19 protein-coding genes are annotated in these 24,050 nt (G+C 43.5%); 14 read left to right on the forward strand and 5 right to left on the reverse strand.

Annotated features, from left to right (window positions below; all coding sequences use genetic code 11):
- Positions 1-144 precede the first annotated feature (144 nt).
- From QZ076_RS12590 to QZ076_RS12600, 3 genes are read left to right on the forward strand one after another with little or no spacing between them, the layout of a single operon-like run.
- A complete protein-coding gene (locus tag QZ076_RS12590; protein WP_293713704.1) occupies positions 145-723 on the forward strand; it encodes a DUF3575 domain-containing protein in 579 nt (192 codons plus the stop codon).
- A gap of 13 nt (positions 724-736) precedes the next feature.
- Positions 737-1,747, forward strand: coding sequence for a DUF3868 domain-containing protein (locus tag QZ076_RS12595; protein WP_293713661.1), 1,011 nt, complete (start codon positions 737-739; stop codon positions 1,745-1,747).
- Between the two features lie 32 nt (positions 1,748-1,779).
- Positions 1,780-3,348 carry an Mfa1 family fimbria major subunit gene (locus tag QZ076_RS12600; RefSeq protein WP_293713662.1) on the forward strand — a complete coding sequence of 523 codons (1,569 nt, stop codon included), beginning with the start codon at positions 1,780-1,782 and terminating at the stop codon, positions 3,346-3,348.
- Between the two features lie 93 nt (positions 3,349-3,441).
- Here the strand turns inward: QZ076_RS12600 and QZ076_RS12605 are convergent, their stop codons facing one another.
- On the reverse strand, positions 3,442-4,368 hold the full coding sequence (locus tag QZ076_RS12605) for a magnesium transporter CorA family protein (RefSeq protein WP_293713663.1): 927 nt from the start codon (positions 4,366-4,368) through the stop codon (positions 3,442-3,444).
- Positions 4,369-4,563: 195 nt separating this feature from the next.
- On the opposite strand from QZ076_RS12605, the gene dnaB reads away from it, so the two are divergent.
- Entirely contained in the window at positions 4,564-6,093 is a 1,530-nt protein-coding gene (gene dnaB, locus QZ076_RS12610; RefSeq protein ID WP_293713664.1) for a replicative DNA helicase, read from the forward strand.
- Here the strand turns inward: dnaB and QZ076_RS12615 are convergent, their stop codons facing one another.
- The 4 genes from QZ076_RS12615 to QZ076_RS12630 all read right to left on the reverse strand — a co-directional run bounded on the left by QZ076_RS12615 (position 6,094) and on the right by QZ076_RS12630 (position 11,529).
- Positions 6,094-6,957 (reverse strand): helix-turn-helix transcriptional regulator, encoded by an 864-nt coding sequence (locus tag QZ076_RS12615; protein WP_293713665.1) that lies wholly within the window; start codon positions 6,955-6,957, stop codon positions 6,094-6,096.
- A 214-nt stretch (positions 6,958-7,171) separates the two neighbouring features.
- Entirely contained in the window at positions 7,172-9,550 is a 2,379-nt protein-coding gene (locus QZ076_RS12620) for a hypothetical protein (protein WP_293713666.1), read from the reverse strand.
- Positions 9,551-9,556: 6 nt separating this feature from the next.
- Entirely contained in the window at positions 9,557-10,477 is a 921-nt protein-coding gene (locus tag QZ076_RS12625) for a FimB/Mfa2 family fimbrial subunit (protein WP_293713667.1), read from the reverse strand.
- Entirely contained in the window at positions 10,471-11,529 is a 1,059-nt protein-coding gene (locus QZ076_RS12630; RefSeq protein WP_293713668.1) for a fimbrial protein, read from the reverse strand. Before QZ076_RS12630 ends, QZ076_RS12625 begins: the two co-directional genes overlap by 7 nt.
- A gap of 253 nt (positions 11,530-11,782) precedes the next feature.
- On the opposite strand from QZ076_RS12630, the gene QZ076_RS12635 reads away from it, so the two are divergent.
- The 10 genes from QZ076_RS12635 (at position 11,783) to QZ076_RS12680 (ending at position 24,049) form a co-directional block, all read left to right on the forward strand.
- Complete coding sequence (locus QZ076_RS12635) at positions 11,783-12,070, forward strand: HU family DNA-binding protein (RefSeq protein WP_293713669.1); 288 nt, start codon at positions 11,783-11,785, stop codon at positions 12,068-12,070.
- A 536-nt stretch (positions 12,071-12,606) separates the two neighbouring features.
- Positions 12,607-14,592 (forward strand): response regulator, encoded by a 1,986-nt coding sequence (locus QZ076_RS12640; RefSeq protein ID WP_293713670.1) that lies wholly within the window; start codon positions 12,607-12,609, stop codon positions 14,590-14,592.
- A 220-nt stretch (positions 14,593-14,812) separates the two neighbouring features.
- Positions 14,813-16,036, forward strand: a complete 1,224-nt coding sequence (locus QZ076_RS12645) for a hypothetical protein (protein WP_293713671.1) — start codon at positions 14,813-14,815, stop codon at positions 16,034-16,036.
- A gap of 118 nt (positions 16,037-16,154) precedes the next feature.
- Positions 16,155-17,279 (forward strand): fimbrial protein, encoded by a 1,125-nt coding sequence (locus QZ076_RS12650; RefSeq protein ID WP_293713672.1) that lies wholly within the window; start codon positions 16,155-16,157, stop codon positions 17,277-17,279.
- Between the two features lie 21 nt (positions 17,280-17,300).
- Positions 17,301-18,431, forward strand: coding sequence for a fimbrial protein (locus QZ076_RS12655; protein ID WP_293713673.1), 1,131 nt, complete (start codon positions 17,301-17,303; stop codon positions 18,429-18,431).
- Complete coding sequence (locus QZ076_RS12660; protein ID WP_293713674.1) at positions 18,412-19,338, forward strand: FimB/Mfa2 family fimbrial subunit; 927 nt, start codon at positions 18,412-18,414, stop codon at positions 19,336-19,338. The genes QZ076_RS12655 and QZ076_RS12660 overlap by 20 nt, the downstream gene beginning before the upstream one ends.
- Positions 19,339-19,368: 30 nt before the next feature.
- Complete coding sequence (locus tag QZ076_RS12665) at positions 19,369-20,490, forward strand: fimbrial protein (protein ID WP_293713675.1); 1,122 nt, start codon at positions 19,369-19,371, stop codon at positions 20,488-20,490.
- Positions 20,491-20,502: 12 nt separating this feature from the next.
- A complete protein-coding gene (locus QZ076_RS12670) occupies positions 20,503-21,750 on the forward strand; it encodes a fimbrial protein (RefSeq protein WP_293713676.1) in 1,248 nt (415 codons plus the stop codon).
- Positions 21,751-21,970: 220 nt separating this feature from the next.
- Positions 21,971-22,747, forward strand: a complete 777-nt coding sequence (locus QZ076_RS12675) for a DUF6261 family protein (RefSeq protein ID WP_293713677.1) — start codon at positions 21,971-21,973, stop codon at positions 22,745-22,747.
- A 366-nt stretch (positions 22,748-23,113) separates the two neighbouring features.
- The gene (locus QZ076_RS12680) at positions 23,114-24,049 is read left to right on the forward strand and encodes a hypothetical protein (protein WP_293713678.1); all 936 of its coding nucleotides are present in this window, start codon (positions 23,114-23,116) and stop codon (positions 24,047-24,049) included.
- The last annotated feature ends 1 nt before the right edge of the window (position 24,050 follow it).

The raw sequence follows: 24,050 nt of genomic DNA on the forward strand, positions 1-24,050 counted from the left end.
AATGACTAGAAAAAACGATCGTTTATTTTAGTCAATATTTTATTGTTAAAATGCAAATGAAATAATCTAATATAGTGTTAATATTTTATTATAACATCTGGTATGCGATATAAAAGTAATTATACGGTTGTTTTTCATGTTATTATGCTAATCTGTCATGAGGTGTTTATTTGGCTTTGTAGTCTTAAAAGTATCATTATTGCGATATTGATTATCAGTTCATTATGTAAATTGAATTGTCAAAATATAGCTGTGAAAACAAATGTACTTTATGATTTGACATCTTCTTTGAACATTGGTGGAGAAATAAAATGCAAAGGTGCCTATTCTATCAGTTCGATTATCAGTTATAACCCGTGGACTTTTGCTGATAATAAAAAGATGAAACATCTGCTTATACAGCCGGAATTCAGAAAATGGTTTGATGAAGTTTTTCAGGGTAATTTTGTGGGTATACAGGCTCATTATGCGCGTTTTAATTGGGGAGGAATATTGTCCGATTATCGTTTTCAGGGAAGTCTGGTCGGTGCCGGAATTTCTTACGGATATCAATGGATGATTAGTCCACTATGGAACCTGGAAGCTAGTATTGCTTTGGGTTATGCTTATCTGAGTTATGATAAATATGGGCAGGAAAAAGGAACACCCCGTATAGAAAAGGCACATACCAATTATGTAGGACCGACACAAATAGGTATATCTCTAATTTATTTTATACAATAAAAAAACAATAAATATGAAAAACAATCCGCTCGTGTTGTTGGGCTTATTTTTTATTTGCAACTCCTTATATGCAAAGGATATTGATGTGGAGATAAAATCGCAGTCATGTTTTGTGAAAGGTGATTCGTTGATGGTATCGGTAAAATGTATTATCAATACTCATGATTTCACATCAGACGAATCGTTTACCATTATTCCTGTGATAAAAGAGAACAGGCAAGAAAAAGAACTTGCTCCTGTCTTGCTGAACGGTAAAAAAAGACATCGCATCTATGAACGGAACCGTGTATTGAATAAACGAAAAGGTATTGAAGGGGAGAAATATTTTCTTGTCAGGGAGCTGTCGGGGGAATACCCTTGTGAAGTGATTTATAACACTTCTATTGTTTCCGAAAATTGGATGCGTATGCCGGAACTGTTTTTGAAAGTAAACAAGCTGGCTTCTTCCGGGGAAATTGTTCAGGAAACGGTCGGTCTGAAAGAATCGGGAAGGTCACCGGAGGTAAAGAAAGTTACTGCCACCAATGATGTTACACTTTCGCCGAAGGTTTCGGATGTATCCGGTTTAAAAGCTTCATACATTTCTCCGGAAAGTGATGCGACCGATGTCCGGAATCAGAAAGAATTGAATTTTAACGTGGAAGAGGCCAGGGTGGTAGCTGAAATGAATCCCCAGATGCTTTCTTTACGCGAATTGTATATGGTGGCATTGAGCTATAAAAATGAACCGGGGAAATTTTATCGGATAATAGAAACGAGTGTAAATATTTACCCGGCTCATCCGGTAGCCAATCTGAATGCGGCTGCAGCTGCTATCGAGCAGGGCAACTGGCAGGTAGCTGGGGAGTATCTGCGGATGGCACCCCATGAAACCCTGGCTTATAAAAATTGTAAAGGGGTGTATGAGTTGATGACCGGGAATCTGTATGAAGGTATTCGTCTGCTGAAAGCGGCAAAAGCGGAAGGATCGGAAGAGGCCAGTATGAATTTAGCCGCATTTTTTGAGAATAATAAACGTCATTGAATGTATAATTATTTACTAAGTGCTTTTATCATATGAAAAACAACTTTTTTGTAAAATCAGCATGGCTGTTATGCCTGGTATTGGGCTTGTCGGGATGTATTAACGATGCAGATGTATTGCCGGAAGATAATTCCGGCTTTGTAGACGAGGGAGAAGGAAATGTCCGGTTTACTTTTGTCGTTCCTAACAGTTCTTCATCCAAAGCCGGCGGGGCGGAAACTTCGGGTATTTATGAAACCGGTAACGCCAATGAGTATAATGTAAAATCGCTTGCCGTCTATCTGTTTAATTCGGATACGAAGGCATTATATAGAAAGATCTCGCTGGAGAATATAACCCGTACGGCGGGACCACAGGTTTCGGAAAATGCTTCTTCCGGAAACCAGAGCGAGCATATCGTAAAGTATACAGCCAACAGGGTACTGATAGACCCGGGGACATATGATATTTTAACTATAGCCAACGGGGATGTGACAGGCTCTTTCAATACCGAGAATGAGTTTATCAATCTGGTGGACAAATCCACTTATAAAGATGGTTTTGGGGTTTTAACTGAGGATGGTACCTTATTGATGACAGGGCGTGCCGACAATAGTGGCTTGTATGAAGGGACTACGGATTCGAATTTAAAAGTAACCGTTCGTGAAATCTTACCGAACGAAGATCCTGTAATTGTAACGATTAACCTGGAGCGGGCTATGGCTAAGGTATTGGTCGGACAGTCGAAAGAGAAATACGATCTGACGACCGGCGATGGTGGTAAATATGTTTCCATCAGCCTGTCCGGATTCCAGTATATCAACTTAAGCCGTTGGTTTTACACCTTCCGTCATACAGCAGTCCTGACCGCAAACCGAGCTCCTTCTTCCTATACCATTACAAACGGAAATTTCGGAGAGATAAATCCCACTAACGGCTATGTGATCGATCCCTATTTCTTCTCGAAAACGATAGACGGAGCTAATGGTTTCGATAATGCGGATGGATATTATGCTTACCCATTGAAGACGGTTGCTGAAAACTGGCAGTCTGTACCGGTTAATTCGTATCACGGTTTTTACTGTCTAGAAAACTGTATGTTTAAAACGAACCAGTTGAATGCTTATTCTACCGGAGTGAGGTTTAAAGCTAGTTTTACACCTACCACTCTTTGGGGAGAGAATAAGGTAGAGACTGATGCGAGACCTGATGTGATTTATTATGCGAACTATAAATTTTATACCAGTATCCAGGCTATGAAAGATGCAGGATTCAAATTGAATGGTATTACGGATAATTCGACCGACGAAGAATTAGCAAAAGTTTTTGTAAAACGTTACCGGAAAGATCAGGAACTGTCTACCTATTATTGCTATTATAATTACTGGATCAGACATCTGGATAATAATAAAGAAAATGAGATGGGAGTTATGGAGTTCGCGATCGTACGCAACAATATTTATCGTTTACTGGTGACCAATATCTCAGGACTCGGCACGGGAACTCCGGAGATCGATCCGGAAAAACCGGATGAGTATGAAGCTTATCTGAAAATGGATTTTAATGTGTTACCCTGGATTGTCCGGAATCAGGGAGGAGACGGAGGCGCAACCCTTAAATAAGTATATTGTTGTTTAGGAGACAGTGATTGTTTCTATAAAGACAGACCAAATAGCCACGGTTTACCCCGTGGCTATTTTTATAATGAAGATATATCAAAACCACTTGATTCTCCTGAAAATAAAGAAAGCCAGTGCCGACAAGATGATGGAAAAGAGTACGATGACGACAAATCCGTGTGGTAGCTCTTCTACATAATTGATCACATTCATACCGTAGAAACTGGCGATCAGGGTCGGAACCATCAGAATGATCGATATGGATGTCATCCGCTTCATGATGGTATTCACATTATTGGAGATGATGGAAGCAAAGGCATCCATCGTACCGGTGAGGATATCGCTATAAATGTTTACAGTGAGATGTGCCTGTTTCAACTCGGTTTCCACATCTTCCACCAGTTCGGCATCCATGTACATCGGTTCCTGGAAGATACTTTGCAACTTTGAAAGCATCACTTCGTTTCCACGGATGGACGTATTAAAATAAACCATACTTTTCTCCAGCTTCATCAATCGCAGCAAGTCTTCGTTACGGATACTTTTCTCCAACGCTTTTTCAGCACGCGCCACTTCGTTGTTGATTTGTTTCAGATATTTCAGGAACCAGACAGCAGACGAATGGATCAATCGCAGGATCAGGTCGTATTTATGACGTACGACGAGCTCTTTACGTCGGCTGTAACGAATGAAATCAGGCAATAACTCCGTCTTGTGATAACAGACGGAAATAATGATCTCGTTATTCGTGATGATGCCGATCGGGACAGTTGTAAAAGGAATACCGCTTTCGGTACTCTGTACCGGGATACGCAGAATCGTCAGCAACCAGTTCCCTTCATACTCGATACGCGGACGTTCGTCGGTATCCTCGATATCGCTCAGGAATGATTGGGGTACGTGAAATTGGTTTAAAAGGTATTGGATATCTTCGGGGGTAGGGCATTCTACATTTACCCAGCAGTCGGGAAGCCATTTGTCTTTTTCCACAAAGCCGGCTTCACAATAAAGAAACGATCTCATTATTGCCTCCTTTCGTTGTTGATACGAACAGAGGTAATAAGAAACCTCCGTCCGCTAATTTTTACTTGTTAATGTTTCTCGCGGAATACTGTCGTCCATAATTAGTTAATTACTTTTTACGGCTGCAAAGGTAGAAAAAAGGAATGAATACCAAATAAAAATCGTATTTTTGGCATTCGAAAATTACTAAAGAGAATGGCAGAAGGAACTAAAAATACCGGAAGAGGAAACTCCGGAAGGGGGAAACAAAAACCTGTTGTAGTGTCTGATATGGGACGTCTGCAGCCACAGGCTCGTGAGTTGGAAGAGGCCGTTTTAGGTGCCTTGATGCTTGAAAAAGATGCTTATTCGATCATCAGTGAGATCTTGAAGCCGGAATGTTTTTACGAAAAGTCGCACGAGATGATCTATGCGTCTATTGTAGATCTGGCAGCCAGCCAACGTCCGGTCGATATGCTGACCGTGACGGAGCAGTTGAGGAAACGCGGCGAACTGGATCAGGTGGGCGGACCGTTTTATATCTCGCAGCTCACCAGTAAGGTCGCCAGTAGTGCGCATATCGAATATCATGCCCGTATCATTGCCCAGAAATACCTGGCGAGAGAGTTGATCTCTTTCACTGCGATGATCCAGGGAAAGGCTTTTGACGAAACGATCGATGTGGAAGACCTGATGCAGGAAGCGGAAGGTAAACTGTTTGAGATATCCCAGAGAAACGTAAAGAAAGACGTGACCCAGATCAATCCGGTTATCAAGGATGCGATGGATTTGTTGCAGAAAGCAGCGAACCAGAAGGAAGGTCTGAGCGGTACGCGTACCGGTTTCGATGCGCTGGATAAGATCACTTCGGGATGGCAGAATTCCGACTTGATCATTATTGCTGCCCGTCCTGCGATGGGTAAGACGGCGTTCGTACTTTCCATGGCGAAAAATATGGCGGTGAACCATAATGTGCCGGTTGCTTTGTTCTCGCTTGAAATGAGTAACGTCCAGTTGGTAAACCGTCTGATCGTAAACGTATGTGAGATCCCGGGCGAGAAGATCAAGAGCGGACGTTTGGAAAGTTATGAGTGGGAACAGTTGGACTTCAAGATCAAGGAGTTGTATGATGCACCTATCTATGTGGATGATACGCCGAGTCTTTCGGTGTTTGAGTTGCGTACCAAGGCACGCCGTCTGGTGCGTGAGCATGGGGTACGATGTATTATCATCGACTACCTTCAGTTGATGAATGCGAGCGGTATGAGTTTCGGTAGCCGTGAACAGGAGGTAAGTACCATCTCCCGTTCGTTGAAGGGGTTGGCGAAGGAGTTGAACATACCGATCATCGCACTATCTCAGTTGAACCGTGGTGTGGAAAGCCGTCAGGGAGCCGAAGGAAAGCGTCCGCAGTTGGCCGACCTTCGTGAATCGGGAGCTATCGAGCAGGATGCGGATATGGTTTGCTTTATCCACCGTCCGGAATATTACAAGATCACCGAAGATGAACGTGGTAACTCGCTGGTCGGTCTGGCAGAGATCATCATTGCCAAGCATCGTAACGGTGCGACAGGTGATGTGCGTCTGCGGTTTAAAGGTGATTATGCGAAGTTTATGAATATAGATGAGGATGTTGCCGTGCGCGAATTCTCATCGAATATGAATAGTGAGGATCCGTTACCTCCGATACCACCTGCCGTTGCAGATTTCCTGAACCAGGGCAGCAGCAGCGAAGTTCCCTTCTGATCAGTCGAGGATAAGATCATGTGCGGCCTGTTCCCGGATTTGCGAAGGGGATAGGCCGCATTGTTGTTTGGTGAATTTGGTTAAATGGGCTTGCGAAGAAAAATTCCAGTCGAGTGAGATCGTTAGGAAAGATTTGCTCGTGCTCCGGATATCTTCGAGGACACCTTCTGTCTTGCGTCGCAACATCCATTGGTAAGCTGGTTCATTGAAATATTTTTTAAATTTCCGGTTGAATGCCGAGAGGCTGATATGTGCCAGGTCGGCAAATTCTTTAACGCTCGTAATCGATCGGTAGTTGGATAGGACGAAGTGGTTGAAATCTGTATCCCGGCTTAGGATAGGATGAAAAAAGGCGGCCAGCTGCTCTTTGGTATAATAGGCCCTGAATAGTATGAAAAGTTCCTGTAGTTTAAGTTCCTGCAGATGTTTACAACCGATACCGGCTTCTATGTAACTGTTAAGCAAATCCAGAAAAAGCTGTATCTCTTTTCGGGATTTCAATGTGTTATAACTGTAAGCCATTTCTTTTTTATATTCAGACAGAGATTCGAGATGAACACGGTTGCATAATTTGATATCGTTGCTGAACCAGCAGGTGAGTATATGGCTGACTTTTTTTATCTCGATAGAATAGTGGCTGCCTGCAGGTATCAATGCGATGTCATGCTTTTGCAGGAGCCGGTTGTGTACGGTTTCATTACTAAAGATCATCTCTCCCTCCAGTATGAAGAGGAGGATGGATCGTGTATTGTCTAGTTCGGAACATTTTTCTCCAGGCTGCGGACGGAAAACCTGGAAAGAACGTTGTGTCGGCAACCGGAAATTGTTGCAGGAAACGTGTTCATGCTTATAAAGAAGCTCCATAATCGATTTTTTGTTTTGTGTAATTATCAGAATAGGACAAAAATATGTATTGTCTTCTGGATTTCAGGTCCTATAATCGTCTATTAATGTGATTTTTAGACGTATTATTCGCCAACAAAACGAGGTTTTTATTTATTTTGTGTCCTTATTCGTATATTGCGATATCGTTGTTTCGGAATAGGATACATGTATTCGTTCGGTTGGCGATAAAAGATTATTCGTTGTTTCCTAAGACGACTTCTTCGATCATCCAGGCCCACAGGTTGGCCATGATTCGGGAATAGTCGTTCGTAAGGTTACCGGCATTGTTGTCGATTCGTGAATTTGTTCTCACTGCGTTTCCCGAACCTATTTCAAATATTTGTGAGTCTCCCATATAAACGATCCGCTTTTTCTTATCTACTCCCAGTATCATCCGTCCGTCTCCTTCCGGATAGGGGGTATAGGAAGGGAGCGAGCCGGAGCCGTCGTCTTTGACCACATTCTTGAAACGGATAAGTGGGGTGATAGTGGGAGAATGGACTTCCATACGTCCCCAGATAACATCATTTATCCAGTAGCCGCAGTTTGTGATTCCTGTAGCCAATGATTCCGTGAAAGGGCCTGTCCGGAAAAAATAATCATTGTCGGCAGTAGGATCGAATGAAGTAATCAAGGCGGAACGTGAAGGACCGGTATCGCCGATCGATTCATTGTTTGCTCCGTTGTACCAATAAGGGGTTATATCTTCCCGCAATAGTTTTAGCAATTGGTAATTAGTCGTTGGAGCCAATTCGGGTTTTCCGTTGCCGTAACTGTCGTTGATGCCAGGAGCTTTCCAGTCGGTACCTATGACAAGAACTCTGTTTTTCCGTGCTCCGAGCCAGTCCAGAATGCGGCGGGCGGAAGCTGAGTCCGGACGACTGTCGTAACCCAGAATCAAAATATCTTGTTGTGCCAACTTGCTGTATGGCAGATTGGTCTCGTTGATGGAGATAGGGATCTGGGAATAGACTATACCTCCGAGTTGGACTGTTTTTCCGATGCCGAAATGATTGTCGAGTATTGCCTTCATCGGTCTGGACGAGGCATAATCGATACCTCCAATACCGTTGGTACTCAATATATGGATGATTTCGTCTTTACTGTTGTTAGCCGACTGGGTGATCGTGATCATTATTTTCCAACGGTTTATATGTATCATAACATATTCTGAATAGTCGGAGTAAGTATCGTTCGGCTGTTTGGCACGGCATTGAATCACTCTCCGGATATTGTTATCGCTATCTGTTTCCTGGGCCAGGGAGACTTCGAAACGGGTACTCGACAGGGATTCGGACAATCCGTTACCGTCTATAGGGGTACCTTCAGCATCCACCCATTGCAGGAGATCACCTGTCAGGTCAGTGTCTATATAAATGATCCCTTTGGAGTTCATCCGGTATTGTAATTTAAGATGACGGGTTGAAACGCCATAATGATGCTCTCCGTCGAAATACATGTCGGTCGTATGCTCGTCCCATGATTCGACGGTGGCAATAATACCGGAAGATGCGTTTACGGCTGCTTCTTCAGGCGTACTCCAACCGGCAGCTGAAACTTTCTGTATAAGAAATATATACCGGTGGTTCCGCAGGATCTGTCCGAGCGGATGTCCGGATGGTTTGAAATCGATCCGGTAATACACTGTTTTGGCGGGATGGACGCCATCGTCATAGATACCTCCGGCTACAAGGCAGGTGGCATCGCTGATCTGCTTCCCTGTAGCCGGAGCCGGGGCTTCAGGAAGATATATCTGTTCGATCGAAGTATTGCTGCCTGCTATATTTTGCTGTGGCATGGGGAACCCGGCTGGATAGAAGACCGACTGGTCGGGCAGGGAAGGGGCATCGACTTTCGGCCCTCCTTCGCTGTTGACAGTCGTGTTGTCGGGGATAAGCTGCATTTTATCGTACGGACGGAATACCTGAATGCTCTGCAAACGGAAATGCCCTGTCGCATCGTTATTATAGACATCCGCCCTCGCTACGGAGCGCAGCATCCTGATCTGTATATCGGCATTGACCTGCGCAGCATCCAGTTTCGGAAGCGAGTATTCGCCGTACATCGGCAGGTAGCCGGTGATTTGTTCCGGGCTGCCGTTACCGTTGTCCAGTTCGTGTATAAGCTTCTTTTTGATCCGGGTTTCCGTATCGCCTGCTTCGGGGTATTTCTCTGTTACGGCTTGGCTGGCATTGGCGATCAGTATGAGTTTGACCGGGTCATTAGAAGATTTGAGCATGGCGGTGAAGGTCGTCGTATTGTTGTTGGGACGATTAATATTTATCCCTTCTACGCTGTACAGGAACTGGTATTCCAGATCCGCCGATTGGCGGGAGAGTACCAGTACGCGTACTTCCTCGATCTGTTCTTCCAGTTCTGCGCTCCGGGTTTCCGGCTTTTGGATAGCAGGCGTGCTGATGGTCAGCCGGACTGCCATTCGGTCTTCTGCGTACTTGCTATCCTTTTCGCCGACAAATGTCTCGTCGGTGCAGGAAACGGTCGTCAGGCTGAATGCCAATAGAAGTAGCATCCAGACTGTTACCCGGTTAAAAGCTTGATATCTTTTATTCATAATTAATTACCATTCGACCCATTGTTCTGTCTTCTCCCAGGGGCTTGTCTTGACATGGACGCTGATCTCCTGGCGCAAGTCGATCAGCAGATTGGTTGTCAGGCCGGCCGGAAGAACAATGGGATTTCCGTTTAAATCAGAATTTATACTAGCAATAAGTATGTCTTCTCCGTATTCTACATCCGATCTTCTGTAAAGATTGACAGTCGCGTAATCCTCCCGGTTGCTGTCCGTATGGATCAGGTTGAAGGAGGAGGGAGAGACAAAATCGTTGTTTGCGAGCGTGATGCCGTTTTGCTTGATTTCTATTGCATTCGGGACTGGTGTCCCTTTAAAATTATATCCGTTGTTGTTCAGATGGATTGTGAAGTAATAATCTATCGCTCTGTGAAAGGCAGGAAGGCCCCGGACGGTTAAATACATCCGGGCATTTTTCCTGGCAATGATTATTTCTTCATTTCTGGTCGGAGATTTCAAGGATTTGCCGATCTGCGCAATGCCGAAAAAGAGGTCGTCCAATGTCTGATACTGGTTTTCGCCTTCTTTGGCGGATGCGGAGACGGTCGAGTTGTCGAGGGTGTCGGAAGGTCCGGGCTCGGTGACATGCTGGTTCCCGTCCAGGTTTCCCCAGACGGACAGCCAGTAGTCATCGATATTTTCGAGCGTGATGGGTATCGGTATTCTTTGCCGGATCTGGTTCGAGTCGGCTCTGACCGTGTACCGGTATTGCTCGTCCGCATCAAAGACGAACAGATCAGCATGGCTGACTTCCCCGGAGGCGGTGATATCTTCTCCGGTGAGCGCATCCACCACTTTTATAGTCACGAAATACTCTTCTTCACACTCCTGTAAACCTTCGCGAATACAGCTTATCTGCCCCAAAATCAACAACAACAGAACGATAGTCCTGATTGTCGATCTTACCATTCCACATCCTGTACCAGCGGACCTTCCCAACCTTCGGTAGTGACAGTTACTTCGACTGCTGCCGGATCACCCGGACCGTCGGGATCGGTCGTTCCGCTTCCTAATTTCTTTAACGTTACATTCAATATATAACGGGTGTTCCGTTTGATGAGTGTTCCGTCGGCGGAACCGGAAGCAATGCTGTTGATGCGGAACGGAAAATGGGTGACGATTCCTTTGTATGTTCCACTGACAGTCAGCAAGGTTTCTGCTCCTGTTTCCTCGTTCGGGAATACATAGAAGAAGTTATCGAAGGATTTGGCAGTTCCGTTCGGCTGATCGGTCGTAATGGCGTCCAACAGATAGTTGTCGGGTGTGGGGACAGTACTTTCCGTACCACCGAATCCGCCGTAGAACGGTATCTCAGACAGGACTGTCTTCGGTCCGATAGTAGCTTTCGACTTCGCTTTCTGGATGCTGACATGGGTCAGGACAAAGGGTTCGGTGTGTCCGGCTTCCGGGGTAATGGTGACCGAACCCAGTTCAATCTTGGCAACCACACGTTTGATGCTTACGGTTACCGGAACAGGGCTTCCGCTGGTCAAGGTCAATTCCGGTGACTCACCGCTCATGACAAGGCCTGTCGTTGCACGGTTCGCCGGGTTTTGCACTCCGAGGTCGAAAGTGGCTATTTCAAAGTCGGTATAGTTGCTGACGGCTGGAAATCCCGCGGGGAGGTTGGCGACAACTACCACACGTTTCGTACCGGCAGTATTCAGCCCGTCGACCTGTGTCGATCCTGCTATACCGTTACTGACAGCACCGTCCACCTCTTTTTCCAATACGCCGCTGTTATAACTGAAAACGTAGACTTTATAGTTTACAATCTTCCGTTCGTCGGTTTCGGTATCCGAAGTACTCCCCGTCGCTTTCGATGACAGGTTTTCACCTTTCAGTGTGATGGTGATAGATGCTTTCTCTCCGTTACCTCCTTCATTCATTTCGTCGTTGCTACAGGCATTCAATAAAGCCAGTGCAAGCATTCCAGTGATTAATTTACTCGTTGTTCTCATTTTTTATAAATTGAAATAAATATTCTTAGATGGTTTTGACTGTGCAAATCTACGATATTGTAATAGTCCTGTTCTTATATAAAAGTGGCATTCGTTTATATATTCCGATCGAATAACATAAATTCCCTAAATTTTTCCTTTCACAGAAAAAATAGAACATATTTAGAAAAAAAAAATTGAGATTGTGTAGGTCAATTGAAAGTCCGAACTTTGTGGCGAAAATGTATTGTGGGGATTTTGATAAGAAATAGGGATGAATAGAAATTTGATTACCAGAAAGCTGGCGGAGAAAATGAATATGAGTTTAGTCGATAGTCGTGTTTGTATGGATACAGTTTTGTCGATTGTGATCGAAGGGCTGATTACAGACGAAAAAGTGACCCTTCATGGCTTTGGAAGGATATTTTTGTTACCACAAGCGCCCCGGGCGGTGCGAAATCCGAAAACAGGAGAGGCCGTTATGTTCAAATCACGCGACACCATACGCTTAAAGCCTAGCAAGAAACTGATTAACAAAATAAATGAAAGGAAAAGAAAATAACCAGTTGCTGGTGAGGCGGGACAGAAAAAAGCACCATAGTTCATACAGAACTATCTTTATTTCCGCATCAAAGGTAGGAAATTATTTGATATGGTTATGCCTGAGCCTTTATTTTATAAAGGAATTCTACGTTTTTCTTTTTTCTCTTCTTTTTTATTTCTGAGGGTGAAATAGTGCACGGTACCAATCGGGGGGTCGGTGCACTTGTTATTATGTGTAAACTCCTTCTATACTTTCGTTGTTTTTTGATGTTATCTCTATTGTCATCGGAAGTTTTGATATGTTTTTCAATTCAAAAAATGCGTCTATCTAATTGAGCCATAGTTCTGTATGGACTATGCCTTTAGCTCCTGTAAATTTTGAAATTCTGTAAACGTATGATTGTATGGGAAATAAGTATTTCAAAGTATTGGTGTAACAACCAGTTTTTTGTTTAAAACCGGAGAAAAACGTCTTGAAATGCTATCCTATTTCTACTAAAAGGACAGGAAATGCAGGATGCACTCTGTAAAACGAGAAATTAAATAACTGATACAATGAAAAAGATATATCTACTTCAAAAATTTTTGCCCTCAGGTGTTATCCTGATAGGGAATGCAGGCTCTCTAATAGCCGCAAATGAAAATGGTACTACGTTGCTGAGTGGAACGAATTTCATCCTTTATATTCTTCTGATCTTATTATTGATCATGCTTGGCTTCTCGATCCTCTTGTATCGCATACTTAAACAGAAAATCGAAGACAGGCAGGAACAGAAACCGGTCCCTGTTTTACTATCTTCACCAGAGCCATCTCCTGTATCCGTATCAGCCTCATATCCTGACCTTCGCACAGAAAACGAAGAATTAAAACAAACTATCAATATCCTGACCGTCCGGAACCGGGAAATGCAGCAACTTATGGTAAACAAGATCAAAGAAACGGACAACTGGACTCTCGAGCAGGAAACCAAATATCAGGAAGCTATCCGTAAAGCCTCCGAACTCGAAAAGATCCATAACTCGTTCTTTGTTGAAGCAGTACACGAAATGCGTACACCTCTGTCTCTGATCTTAGGTTATTTGGGACAGTTGGTGCAAAACCGTGACTTCGACAGGCTTGTGTCTACCCAGATTCTTTCCGCTTACCGCAATACTTTGGCCTTACAGGATATGATGTTTCAGTTGCAGGATATTCGCCATGGCGACGATGTGGCGAATCACATGCGTCTTGCCCGCTACGATCTGGTCGAGATCACCAAGCAGATGTGTGACCTGTTCGTCGATTGGATTGCCATGAATAATATTGACTTCAAGATCAATACGCAAACCCCTGTCTTATGGATGTGGATAGATCGCAGGAAAATGGAGTATGCTTTACGAATTCTGTTATCCAACTCGTTGAAGAATACATTTATGTATGGTAAAATAACGGTTGACATTTCTGTTGTTAAAAAAGAGGGGAAAGCTTATGGGGCTTTGTGCATACAGGATGATGGTTTGAGTGAACAAGATAATACCCGTATCGGATTGAAGCAGATCAAAGATATGGCCGAGTCGGTACATGCCCGGTTCATACAGGAGAGCCTTCCCGGCCAGGGAGGGACTCGCTGTACAATCCTGGGGCCGTTGGGTAAACGTGAGTTGATGGAGCTTCCGGTCGAGTTCGTCGAACCGGATGCCGACCTGGTCAAACTGAACGAAATCCAGAAGGAAGAAATCTCTAGCTTCGTACAACTGGTTCCCCAGAAGAAAGAGACAGGTAAGAAGCTGCTGGTAATCGACGATAGTGACCAGATACGTTGGTTCCTCCGCCATGCCTTAAATAAGGAGTATCGCATTGTGGAAGCTCGCGACGGTGGTGAAGGTGTTGCAGTTGCAAAGAAAGAGCGACCGGATGCTATCTTATGTGATGTCATGATGCCTGTAAAGGACGGCTTCACTGCCTGTCGCGAGATCAAATCAAATCCTGCAACCTGTCAGACTGTGGTCATTATGTTGACTGCCAAAGTGGAAAATGAAGATGTGATAGCCGGTATCGAAGCCGGTGCAGACGATTATATCACCAAGCCTTTCGACCTGGAAGTACTGCGCAGCAAACTAATCAGCCAGATCAAACGCCGTGAACAAATGAAGGAATTTTATACCCAACCGTTGGAATCTTCTGAAGGCGGTGCTGTAGTAATGCCAGCCCCACTCAATGAAATAGAAGTTGCCGGTAATGCTTTTATGGATAAGATCATGAAGACCATTGAAGAGCATCTGGATGATCCCTGTTTCGATGCAAAATATCTGGCGGATGAAATGAGCATGAGTGTTCCGACGCTTTATCGCAAGGTGAAAGCTTTCTCCAATTGCAGTATTCTGGAACTAACGCGAAGCGTCCGAATCAAACGGGCTGCCGAATTGATTTCACAACAGCGGTATTCGATTATCGAGGTTTGTGAAATGGTCGGATTCAACGATATGGCGACATTCCGTAAACGATTTACTGAGCAATATGGTGTAAATCCTTCTCAGTATGGACAATCGGTAAAGGCCTAAAACATGGTATTCTTTAAAATAAATGTAAATAAACAGAGGATTTTTTATCATTTAAAAATTACCGCTCATGAGTGATAAATATACCGCTAAGCCTCAAAAACAAAGCTTTCTACATTTGCACTGTCAACAAGAAACAACACAATAATTTAAATCTTTAAGACAGTCAAATTTTAAGTATAGGGTAGTAAGGATGATTTATCACATTTAAAACATATAAGTTATGAAATTACAGAATTTACTTTATGCAACTATGGTTACTTGCGCATTCAGTGCTTGTTCAAACGACGACGGTCCGAATATTCCGGATCCGGCACTGGAGTTGGATGCTACGTTGACGGTTGGGTTTAGTGCAATCGGAGCAAATAAAGCTCCTTCAACTTTCAGTACACCTGTTACGCGATCGAATGCTACAGATTCAGAAGTAGATAGGGTTGGTATAGCTGTTTTTAACGCAGGAGCAATGTCACCAGCTATGGCAGATGGTGCTTTGATTAATTACAAAGAACAATCGGTAACAGACTCTGAAGTTGACTCAACGGCTTGTGTAGACGTTAAATCAGGTCGGGTAGAAATTTTAGTGATTGTAAACCCTCCTGCAGGTGCTTTTACAGATATAAATACACTTGATGCTTTTAAAGCAGCAGCCACAAAAAACGTAGAATTGGAATCTGCCAAACCAATAATGGCTAGTTCTGTCATTCCTGTTGATGTAAAGAAAGGTAGAAATGTTATTGCATCTGCAACTGACATCAGTAAATTTAAAGATGTAAGTAATTCAATAACTGGAGAGGGTAATATTAAAGTATTCCGCAATATTGCAAACATTCAGTTAAAATCTATCAAACTAAAACCTCGTGAAGATTTTAAAACAGATGCAAAGCTGAAAGTAAAGAAAGCGTATATTATGCATTATCGTGAAGGCGTACAATTTTTCGGTGCAGCTACTCCATGGTGTAAAGTGGTAGATACCGATGCTCGAATTGTTTCTAATAAAACAGGATCTGATACAGAAGATAAGTATACTCACGTATTCGAAAAGGAAGTCACGGCAAATGCCCCTGCAACTAATATGACTGAGGGAAATTTCTTTGTATATGATAATAGTGCTGATTCACCATTTGCCGAAAATGCTTTAACCAATGCTACTGCATTAGTTATTCAAGGTGACTACTCCTACACAGCAGGGAATGGAGAAGCACGTACTGTTAAAGATGCTTATTGGACTGTATATCTTAATAATACAAAAGCCCAGGCAGGACATCCGGATTATTCAGCTGTAACCGTTCATTGTGGAGTTCTTCGTAACGTTCAGTATATAGTTAACGCAACCATCACCGGTCCTGGTAGCATAGATCCGGAAACACCATCGGAAGCAGCCAGTCTGACTGCAAATATCGAGGTTGTTGAGTGGGGTACGGTAACTCTTGACGAGAATATCGACTAACAATCACTTATCATAAATAACATCCGTTTTGGATCATACCTATTAATCCGGGGTCAATTCCTCGGATTGATTTACTTTTAAAATATTCCGGTTTGACGATATATAAAACTATTAATATATGAACAGTAGGGTTTTATTTTACAATGTATTCCTGTTTCTCACCTTGCTATCCTGTTCCCATGACGGAGGCCGGGAGATAGATGATATCGGGGAAGCTACGCTCTCATTACGTATCACGATCCCGCAGATAGGGACAAAAGCCGGTGACTCTGCGATAGGAAGACTTTATGTGGCTATTTTCGGAACTTCAGGAGAGAATGCGGACAAATTGATTGTCGCCCGCGAAGTCACACAAACAGACACTATTGAAGACATTACCCCGCTGAAAGCCGGGACTATCCGTATGCTTCTTGTCGCCAATGCGCCAGAAGGTACTTTCAATGCTTTAACCTCGCTGGACCAGTTTCTGGCCCTTACCCAAAAACTTGAAAATGAAGATACAGCCCCGACAATGAGTTCGGGAGTACATTCCTATGTTTTGAAACCCGGTAAGAACACGATCGGGTTGCAAAAGGAGGGAGCTCACCTGATCACGGCCTCTCCGGTGACCATCTATCGCACGGTAGCCCGTATTTATCTGAACAAACTATTCCTGCGTCCGTTGGAGGAATACGCCGACCAGGCAAGTTTCAAACTCGAATCCGTTTTTATGGCCAACGTAAAGAATTATTCCCATTATATCAGTGAAAACGACTGGGGAGCCGTAGAAGTAACCGATCATTCTTTTTCTGATTTTTTCCTGACAGGAGAAAATGCCGATCTGGAAAGTATCTATAAAGAAAAAGCACCGAAATTATCTGCCGACCTGCGTACAGTTTATAACTATGATTTCCGCAATGTGACGGAAGAGACTGGCCTTATTGCGAACTGTGCAAGCAATACCTATACCGTTTACGAAAATATGCAGGAAACGACCTGGCATACCCTTCTGGTCATTCGTGGAACCTATCGTTATAAAGATAAAAACGGAATGATGCAAGAAATAAAAAATATTTATTATCCGATCGTAGTAAACCGGCAACACGATGATATCACGAATGTTACGGAGCATTTGTATGTACGGCGTAATGTCATCTATTCGATCGATGCTATTATCAAAGGACCATATTCCGATACGACTCTCACAAGTATGGTGGAAGTGCAAGCCTGGGGTGAGATCGTTGAAAATCCGTCGATTGATTAATTCAGATAAAACAATTCCGATATGAAACGAAATAAATTATATATCCTGCTGTTGTCCGGTGTGTTGATGATCTCCTGTACAAAGGAGGAGGGACCTGCACCGGTTCCGGACGATGATGTTTTTGCCACTGTTTCCGTGGGGGTGGATGGCATTACCGCAACGAAAAGTGGTGACGGGGAACAATCCCAAGAGTCGCAACCTGGTACTGAGGATGAAAATGCGATTAAAAACCTGACCGTGGTTTTTTTCGATATGGCAAGAAATGAAGTGATAGGACATGCATTCAAGGAAATAGGTATTGGAGGCAATAAACAGATTCGTGTCGCTTTGAAAACTGGTACTTATAAAATGCTGGTAATGGCTAATACCGAAGATAAAAATTCATTCGTTCCGGCTGATTATTACAACTTGTCTACAATACTGTCTGAACAAGGGAATACGAAAGGATTTGTTATGAGCAATATTGCCCGAGATATAGAAATCACCTCCAAAGAGAATCCCATAGAAGAAAAAGTCAAACGAGTAGTCGGCCGTGTGGAACTGAGCAAACTGGATGTTGCTTGGAAAGATGAGGACCTGAAAAATATAGAGGGTCTGGAATTCCGGTTAAGCCAGGTATTTTTGGCCAATGTCCGTCCGAACTCTTATTTGTTCGACATGACAGAGTGGAAATTTGATACCCCGACGGAAAAACATCCCATTGAGATTAAGGAAGGTTATTCATGTGGAATAGACGACTATTTTGAAGGTGGTGATATTGCAGAAGGAAATATGAAGGATGACAATCTGAATAAAGGGTTTTCTCCGGCTACTGTTATAAAGGTCGGCGAAGAAAATCATACTGACCTCGCCCGCTTTTACGCAATGACTAATTCTGATACGAAAGAGAGTGTTATCCTTTATATCAAAGGCGATTTGTACGACAGCGAAAACGATAAACCTGTCCTTACGAACCGTTACTACCGCATCAAACTCGCCAAAGGTGTTCAGCGCAACACCGTTTACAAGATTTCCGCGACCATCGAGGGAAAAGGTTCGCCTGAACCCGGAGACAACAAGGATAATGTCGACATGTCGGTTACTATTAAAGTGAATACATGGGACGATGTGACACTTGATACAATAACTATAAATGAAGAAATCGAAATATAATATGAAACAGATCAATCACCCCCGTCGATGGCTGTTGGCTGCTGTCTGTGGCACAGCTCTGATATTGACCGGTTGTATTCAGGAAAATCTGGCAGCCTGTTATAAGCTGACCCTGAAAGCCGAAAACGCAAAAGGCGATGATATCACGGGAATCGCCCTGGCCGACGCTTCCCTCTATGTTTTCGATGAAGACTATACCTTTCTGGAAACTGTTCGTTTGACGGAAGGACAGATACGCAACCGCGAAGAAATCAGACTTATCTATCCCGAAGATCGTAACCTACATGTGGTAGCCTGGGGAAATCTTTCGGGAAAAAACCAAACTGTTACGGAAAGCGAGCTGATTGAAGAATTGAAGGTCATGCTCAAAAATCGTAACGGTTTGGCTCAGAAACCCGACGATCTTTTCTACGGCAACCGTCTGGTGCAGACAAAAGCCGACGGCGGTTATTATAAAAATGATACGATCGTGGTTCGTCCCAAATTGTCGCAAGTCAATATTGTTACGGAAAATATCAAATATGCATTGGAAAAAAATTTCCCTTCAGTGGCGAACGAAGACATTAAATGCGATTATTTCATAAACCGAACTTTGAGTGGTTTCGATTATCAGGGACAGTTGATCGGGGATAGTGTCTATTATTCACCCGACGCCGGTTGGGATGAAAACAAGGAATATTTCGCCCCTAACTACCGGATATGCTTTGGTGAGAACCTGAGTGTGGAGCTGACGGCAGAAGATTGTACGCTGGCTACCGCTACCCACGACGATAACGGCGATCCGCTAAAAGCTCCCGAAGCCGGTGTACTCTATGTCGTGCTCCGTTTCGGGGAAAACGGAGCCTTGCTTTCTGTCCGTCAAACGGTTCGTCCCTGGGGAACGGTGGACGACCATATCGAATTTTAAATCAATCAACAATTAAACCGACTTAGAAAGATGATCATACATAAAGTTATTTTATCCATATCTGTTGTGACGTTGTTGGCGTCCTGTTCGAAAGACGAAGGGCCGTCGACGCCTCCGGTCACAGAAGCCACTCTTTCCGTCGGACTGCAATTGCGCAGTGAGACGGAGAGCAAGGCCACGAATGACGATCCGAACGCCTTGCCCGGTGAAAGCGATATACATAGTCTGAGTGCCTACGTGTTCAGTAGCGACGGTTCTGAATTAATCGGTTATGGGCATGTGGAGAATCCCAACTCCGATATGCTGACCGTCACCAATATAGAAACCCGACCGGAGCGTATTATGCTTGTCGTATTGGCAAACCTTCCTGAAAGCATCGCCGGTTCGATCGGTAATTATGCCGGGTTGCAGTCGAGCCTGGCCGACCTCGCATCACAGTCGCAGGAGTCGTTGACTTTTAGCACGCAAGTGATCCGTACTGAACAGCCACTTGTAAAGGGAGAAGACAACCTGATCGGCTTTACGGCAGGAGATAACATCGACAATATTTCCACCCCGCTGTTGCTTACCCGCATCGCCGCCCGTGTGGAAATGAATACTATCGAGACCCGTTTTGCCAACTCTCCCTTGGAAGGGAAAACAGTACGTATCGATCATATCGCACTCGCGAATGTTAAAAGCAAATCCTATTACTTCAGCGAAGCTGATTGGGGCAAGGTGGAAGCCCCTGTCGGACAAGCCAGCCTGATATACGGAGCAGGAGTTTCGGAAGCAGCCTCCCTTTTTGCCCCCGCTTCCTATCCGTCTGATTTTCTCGGAAGCGATTTTAACCTGACAGTGAATGACAAGACTCCCCGCCTAACACCTGTTTTTGAAACTTATGCGTTTGAAAACAGTTCGTCCGATGCTGCCCCGACCTTACTGGTCGTGAAGGCGACCCTGTTGGAAACGAACCAGACCCGTCTCTTCACTTCGCCGATCAACCGCAACGGCGTGCTGAACGGCTACGATCATAATTATGTGAAACGGAATTATATCTACCGCCTTCATGTCACTTTTACGGAAACCAGCTTCGATAACGATGCCTCGCTCGATGTCCGTGTGGAAGTGGCCGGTTGGGGATATGTACATCAGACTGAAGAAATAAAATAAAAGAAGAAAAATATGAAACCAATCAATATCATCCCTTTTCTGCTGGCCATGTGCTTGCTGGCCTCCTGTTCTTCAGGTGACGACGAACCCGAAGTGATCGTGCCGCAGGATGCGACACTTACTTTATCGGTCGCCCCCGGTTCGGTACTGACAAAAAGCTCGTTACGTGATACAAATACGAAGAAAAATGAATCAGCCGAAACCCAGAAAGGCGAAGCCACGATCCATAATATCTGTGCCGCCCTGTTCAAGGAGGACGGCGGTTTGCTAACTTCGTCTTATGTGGATTATGGTTCGGAGGGAAGCGAAACACCCGACACCATCCGGATCAGTGCCAAGAGCATTACAAAATATACGTATGTGATCTTAGTCAATGTCGGAAATAGAAGTTTTTCAACACTTGAAAAATTAAAAGAGGAAACTTTTGCATTGAAAGATATAAGGGTCGATAACCAACCTATGTGCAGCCAGTTCATAGAAATCACCCTTAATGCGGGAGCTAACTATATCGGTTCTAAAGAGGTTTTCAAAGATGCTCCGGTAGATGCAAAATTTCATAGTACTTCACCTGTCAGTGTCTACCGTACCGCCAGTCGTATCGACTTTGAGAAGATCGGTGTAATCTGGAGTGATGAAAATGCTGCCGACCTGCAAAAGGCCAATGCCCGCTTTCGTCTGAAACGGGTATATACCACCCAGGTTAAAAGCCATACCTATTTGTCAGACCGCAGTTTCAGCGAACATTCGGTCGAACTGAAAGACGGAGCTGCCGGGCTCACCTATTTGCATGGTAAAAAGGAGGCGGATTCTGACGATTCTTATACTCCCGGAAATTATTTGGAAAGTCTGAATTTGTTTGATCCGGCAGAGGGGGGAGAGGCGGTTATTATATCTCCGGGAGGTTCTATGACATCGGAGGAAATAAATGGTAAGAAAGCTTGGCGATGCTACGTAACGGAAAATACGGAAGATGGAAATAAACTACCGACTACGCTGATTCTGAAAGGAGATATTCTACCTGAAACGGATGACGAACCAATTCTGAAAGATCGTTATTTCTTTATCCGGTTGAAAGATATGAAAGATACCCAGGGAAAGGAACTTGCCGGTGTGATCCGTAATTACGTGATCCGCATCAGCGCGACCATCTCAGGAAAAGGCTCCGGCGACGAAGAATATCGTGAAAATGCCTTTGCAACGGTAACGGTTACTCCCGACGATTGGTCTGTTGAAGAAGAACAGCACGAAGGTGTAAATTGATAAAAGCCCTTGTAGCGTTGCAAGACTTCCACGCAGTCCTGTTGGAGGCCTTGTTGCACTACAAAGGCTTCAATCATGACTGTGGGGACGTTTTGCAGCAGTGCGAAGCCCCGAACAGAACTGTACGGACAGTTTGCAGCACTGCAAAAACCTCAAACAATGTTGCATGAGCGTTTTGCAGTATTACAGGGTGAAAAAGATCATTTAAATCATAAATCACATGGAAATTAGCACAATCAGTGTCGGCCGCATGAATAATGGGGCACACTATCTCTACAATCTCGATTTCTATAACCGCATCGATGCCGATACGGCAGTAAAAGAGAAACTAACGGCAGTTTTGGCCGCCTATAAACAGGCCATTGACAATGAAGATGCAGTCTTGAAAGTTTCGCAGAAAAGCCTGAATTCAGACAAGATAAGTGAATTTGATAAACAGCGTGACTCTCTTTTTATGGCGATAAAGGCTGTTGTGAAAGCGCAATTATCTGTTGCTGACCAAGAGGTCCATGCTGCTGCTGTCAGGATCGACCAGTTGATCAAAGACTATAAACTCAATGTCAGGGAACAATTGGATAAAGAAACCGGTCTATTGATAAATATCATATATGACCTGGAAAACAAATATGCCGATGAAGTTCATAAGCTCGGGTTGGATATGTTTCTTACCCAGTTGAAATCATCGAATCTCAATGTTCGTACTTACACCGACAGTCGTAATAAAGAATTACTCGATAAGCCGGATTATAAATTGGCCGGGGCACGCAAGGCGACCGATGCTATCTACCAGGAAGTGGTCCGGCAGATCAATGCACATGTCGTATTGGAAGGGGATACTCTTTATAAGAACCTTATCATGTTGCAAAACCAGGAGATAGTACATTATAAGCAGCAGGTTTTAAAACAATCCGTTCCTCCGTCGACCGATATCCCGCTCATACCGACTGATCCGGATACTCCGGGAGGTGGTGATGATGATCGTCCGGTAATAGAATAATATCGTGTAGCTTTTTGAGAAAAAAGGGGGATACCGTCATTAGTTGGTCGTTTCCCCTTTGCTTTGCAATAAATGCCTATCCAATGTAGGTATTCATTAAAAAATACTTTTCTCACTTTGCATGGTCTTTTTTTCATTTCCGGAAACACTTTTTTCATCCGGATTTTTCTGTTCTTTTTTTATTTGAAACAACTGTTTTTTGTAGGGTATATTTATCTTTTTAATAGGGTGTTTGTATTAAAATAAACGCTTTAAAAAATACCTCGCTCACATGTAATATTTGCCTATCGTCCACTATTCGGACTTGCCGTACATTTGCATTGTAATCGAAAGGGTAAAATTTTAATTCGCTAAATATTCATTCCTATGAACGCAAAAAATATCATTCTGGCAATTTTAATGGTTATGTCATTCACCGCTTGTTCTTCTGAAATAGAAGGTATCGACAACATCACAACAAACGTAAGCAACGGTAAAATTTCCATATCTGTATGTATGATGACAGAGGGGATCGGCACAAAAAGTGGAGTTGGAGATGAACTGACTATTAATAATTATGTGATCGCAGTCTTTGAAAAAGGGACAAATGCCCGCATCGGTTATGTAGCCAAAGAAGGTAATCCAGAAGGAAATGTAATAGTCCCGGGCGTTAAGGAGGGTATAGTAAATGTGGTCGTTGTAGCTAATGTTGATGATATAAATGAATTTAATAATCTTTATATATACAAAGAATTTACTTCCAAGACTGTTGGACATCTGAGCAATCTGACCAAAGTTTGCATAATAGAGGATAAGGTGATCAATGAATATAATAAAACGTTAGATGTTTTATTAGAACAACTGACGGCACGTGTAAACGTTGTATTGAATGAACCGATTGTTGATGTGAACGGGAAAGATCTGGTTACTGTCGAAATTAAAGCATACAGTTATAAGGCCAACATCGTTGAAAGTACAGAAATCACTGGTCATCCTAAAACGATCGATGCAAAAGAAATATCTTTGGAATCAAATGGACGGACTTCTTTCTTCTATTACACTTACGCAGTAAATAATCCTATACTTATCATAAATGCAGAATTAACAATTTCTATAAATGGAAATAAGCAAACTATCGAAAAAGAGATCACGGTTGATTTCACTTCTGTAGAAGATGGAAAACTGAAAGCTTTATGGGCAGGGAGATCTTACAATCAGACTATCAATGCGAATATAACAGTTAATCAGAGACAAGGTGTTTCATTTGAATATGAAATAGTAAAGATTAAAGATAACGAAGAACAGAATATTAAGTTCAAATGAT

Origin of the sequence: uncultured Parabacteroides sp. (assembly GCF_905196875.1) — a bacterium.
Classification (GTDB): Bacteria; Bacteroidota; Bacteroidia; order Bacteroidales; family Tannerellaceae; genus Parabacteroides.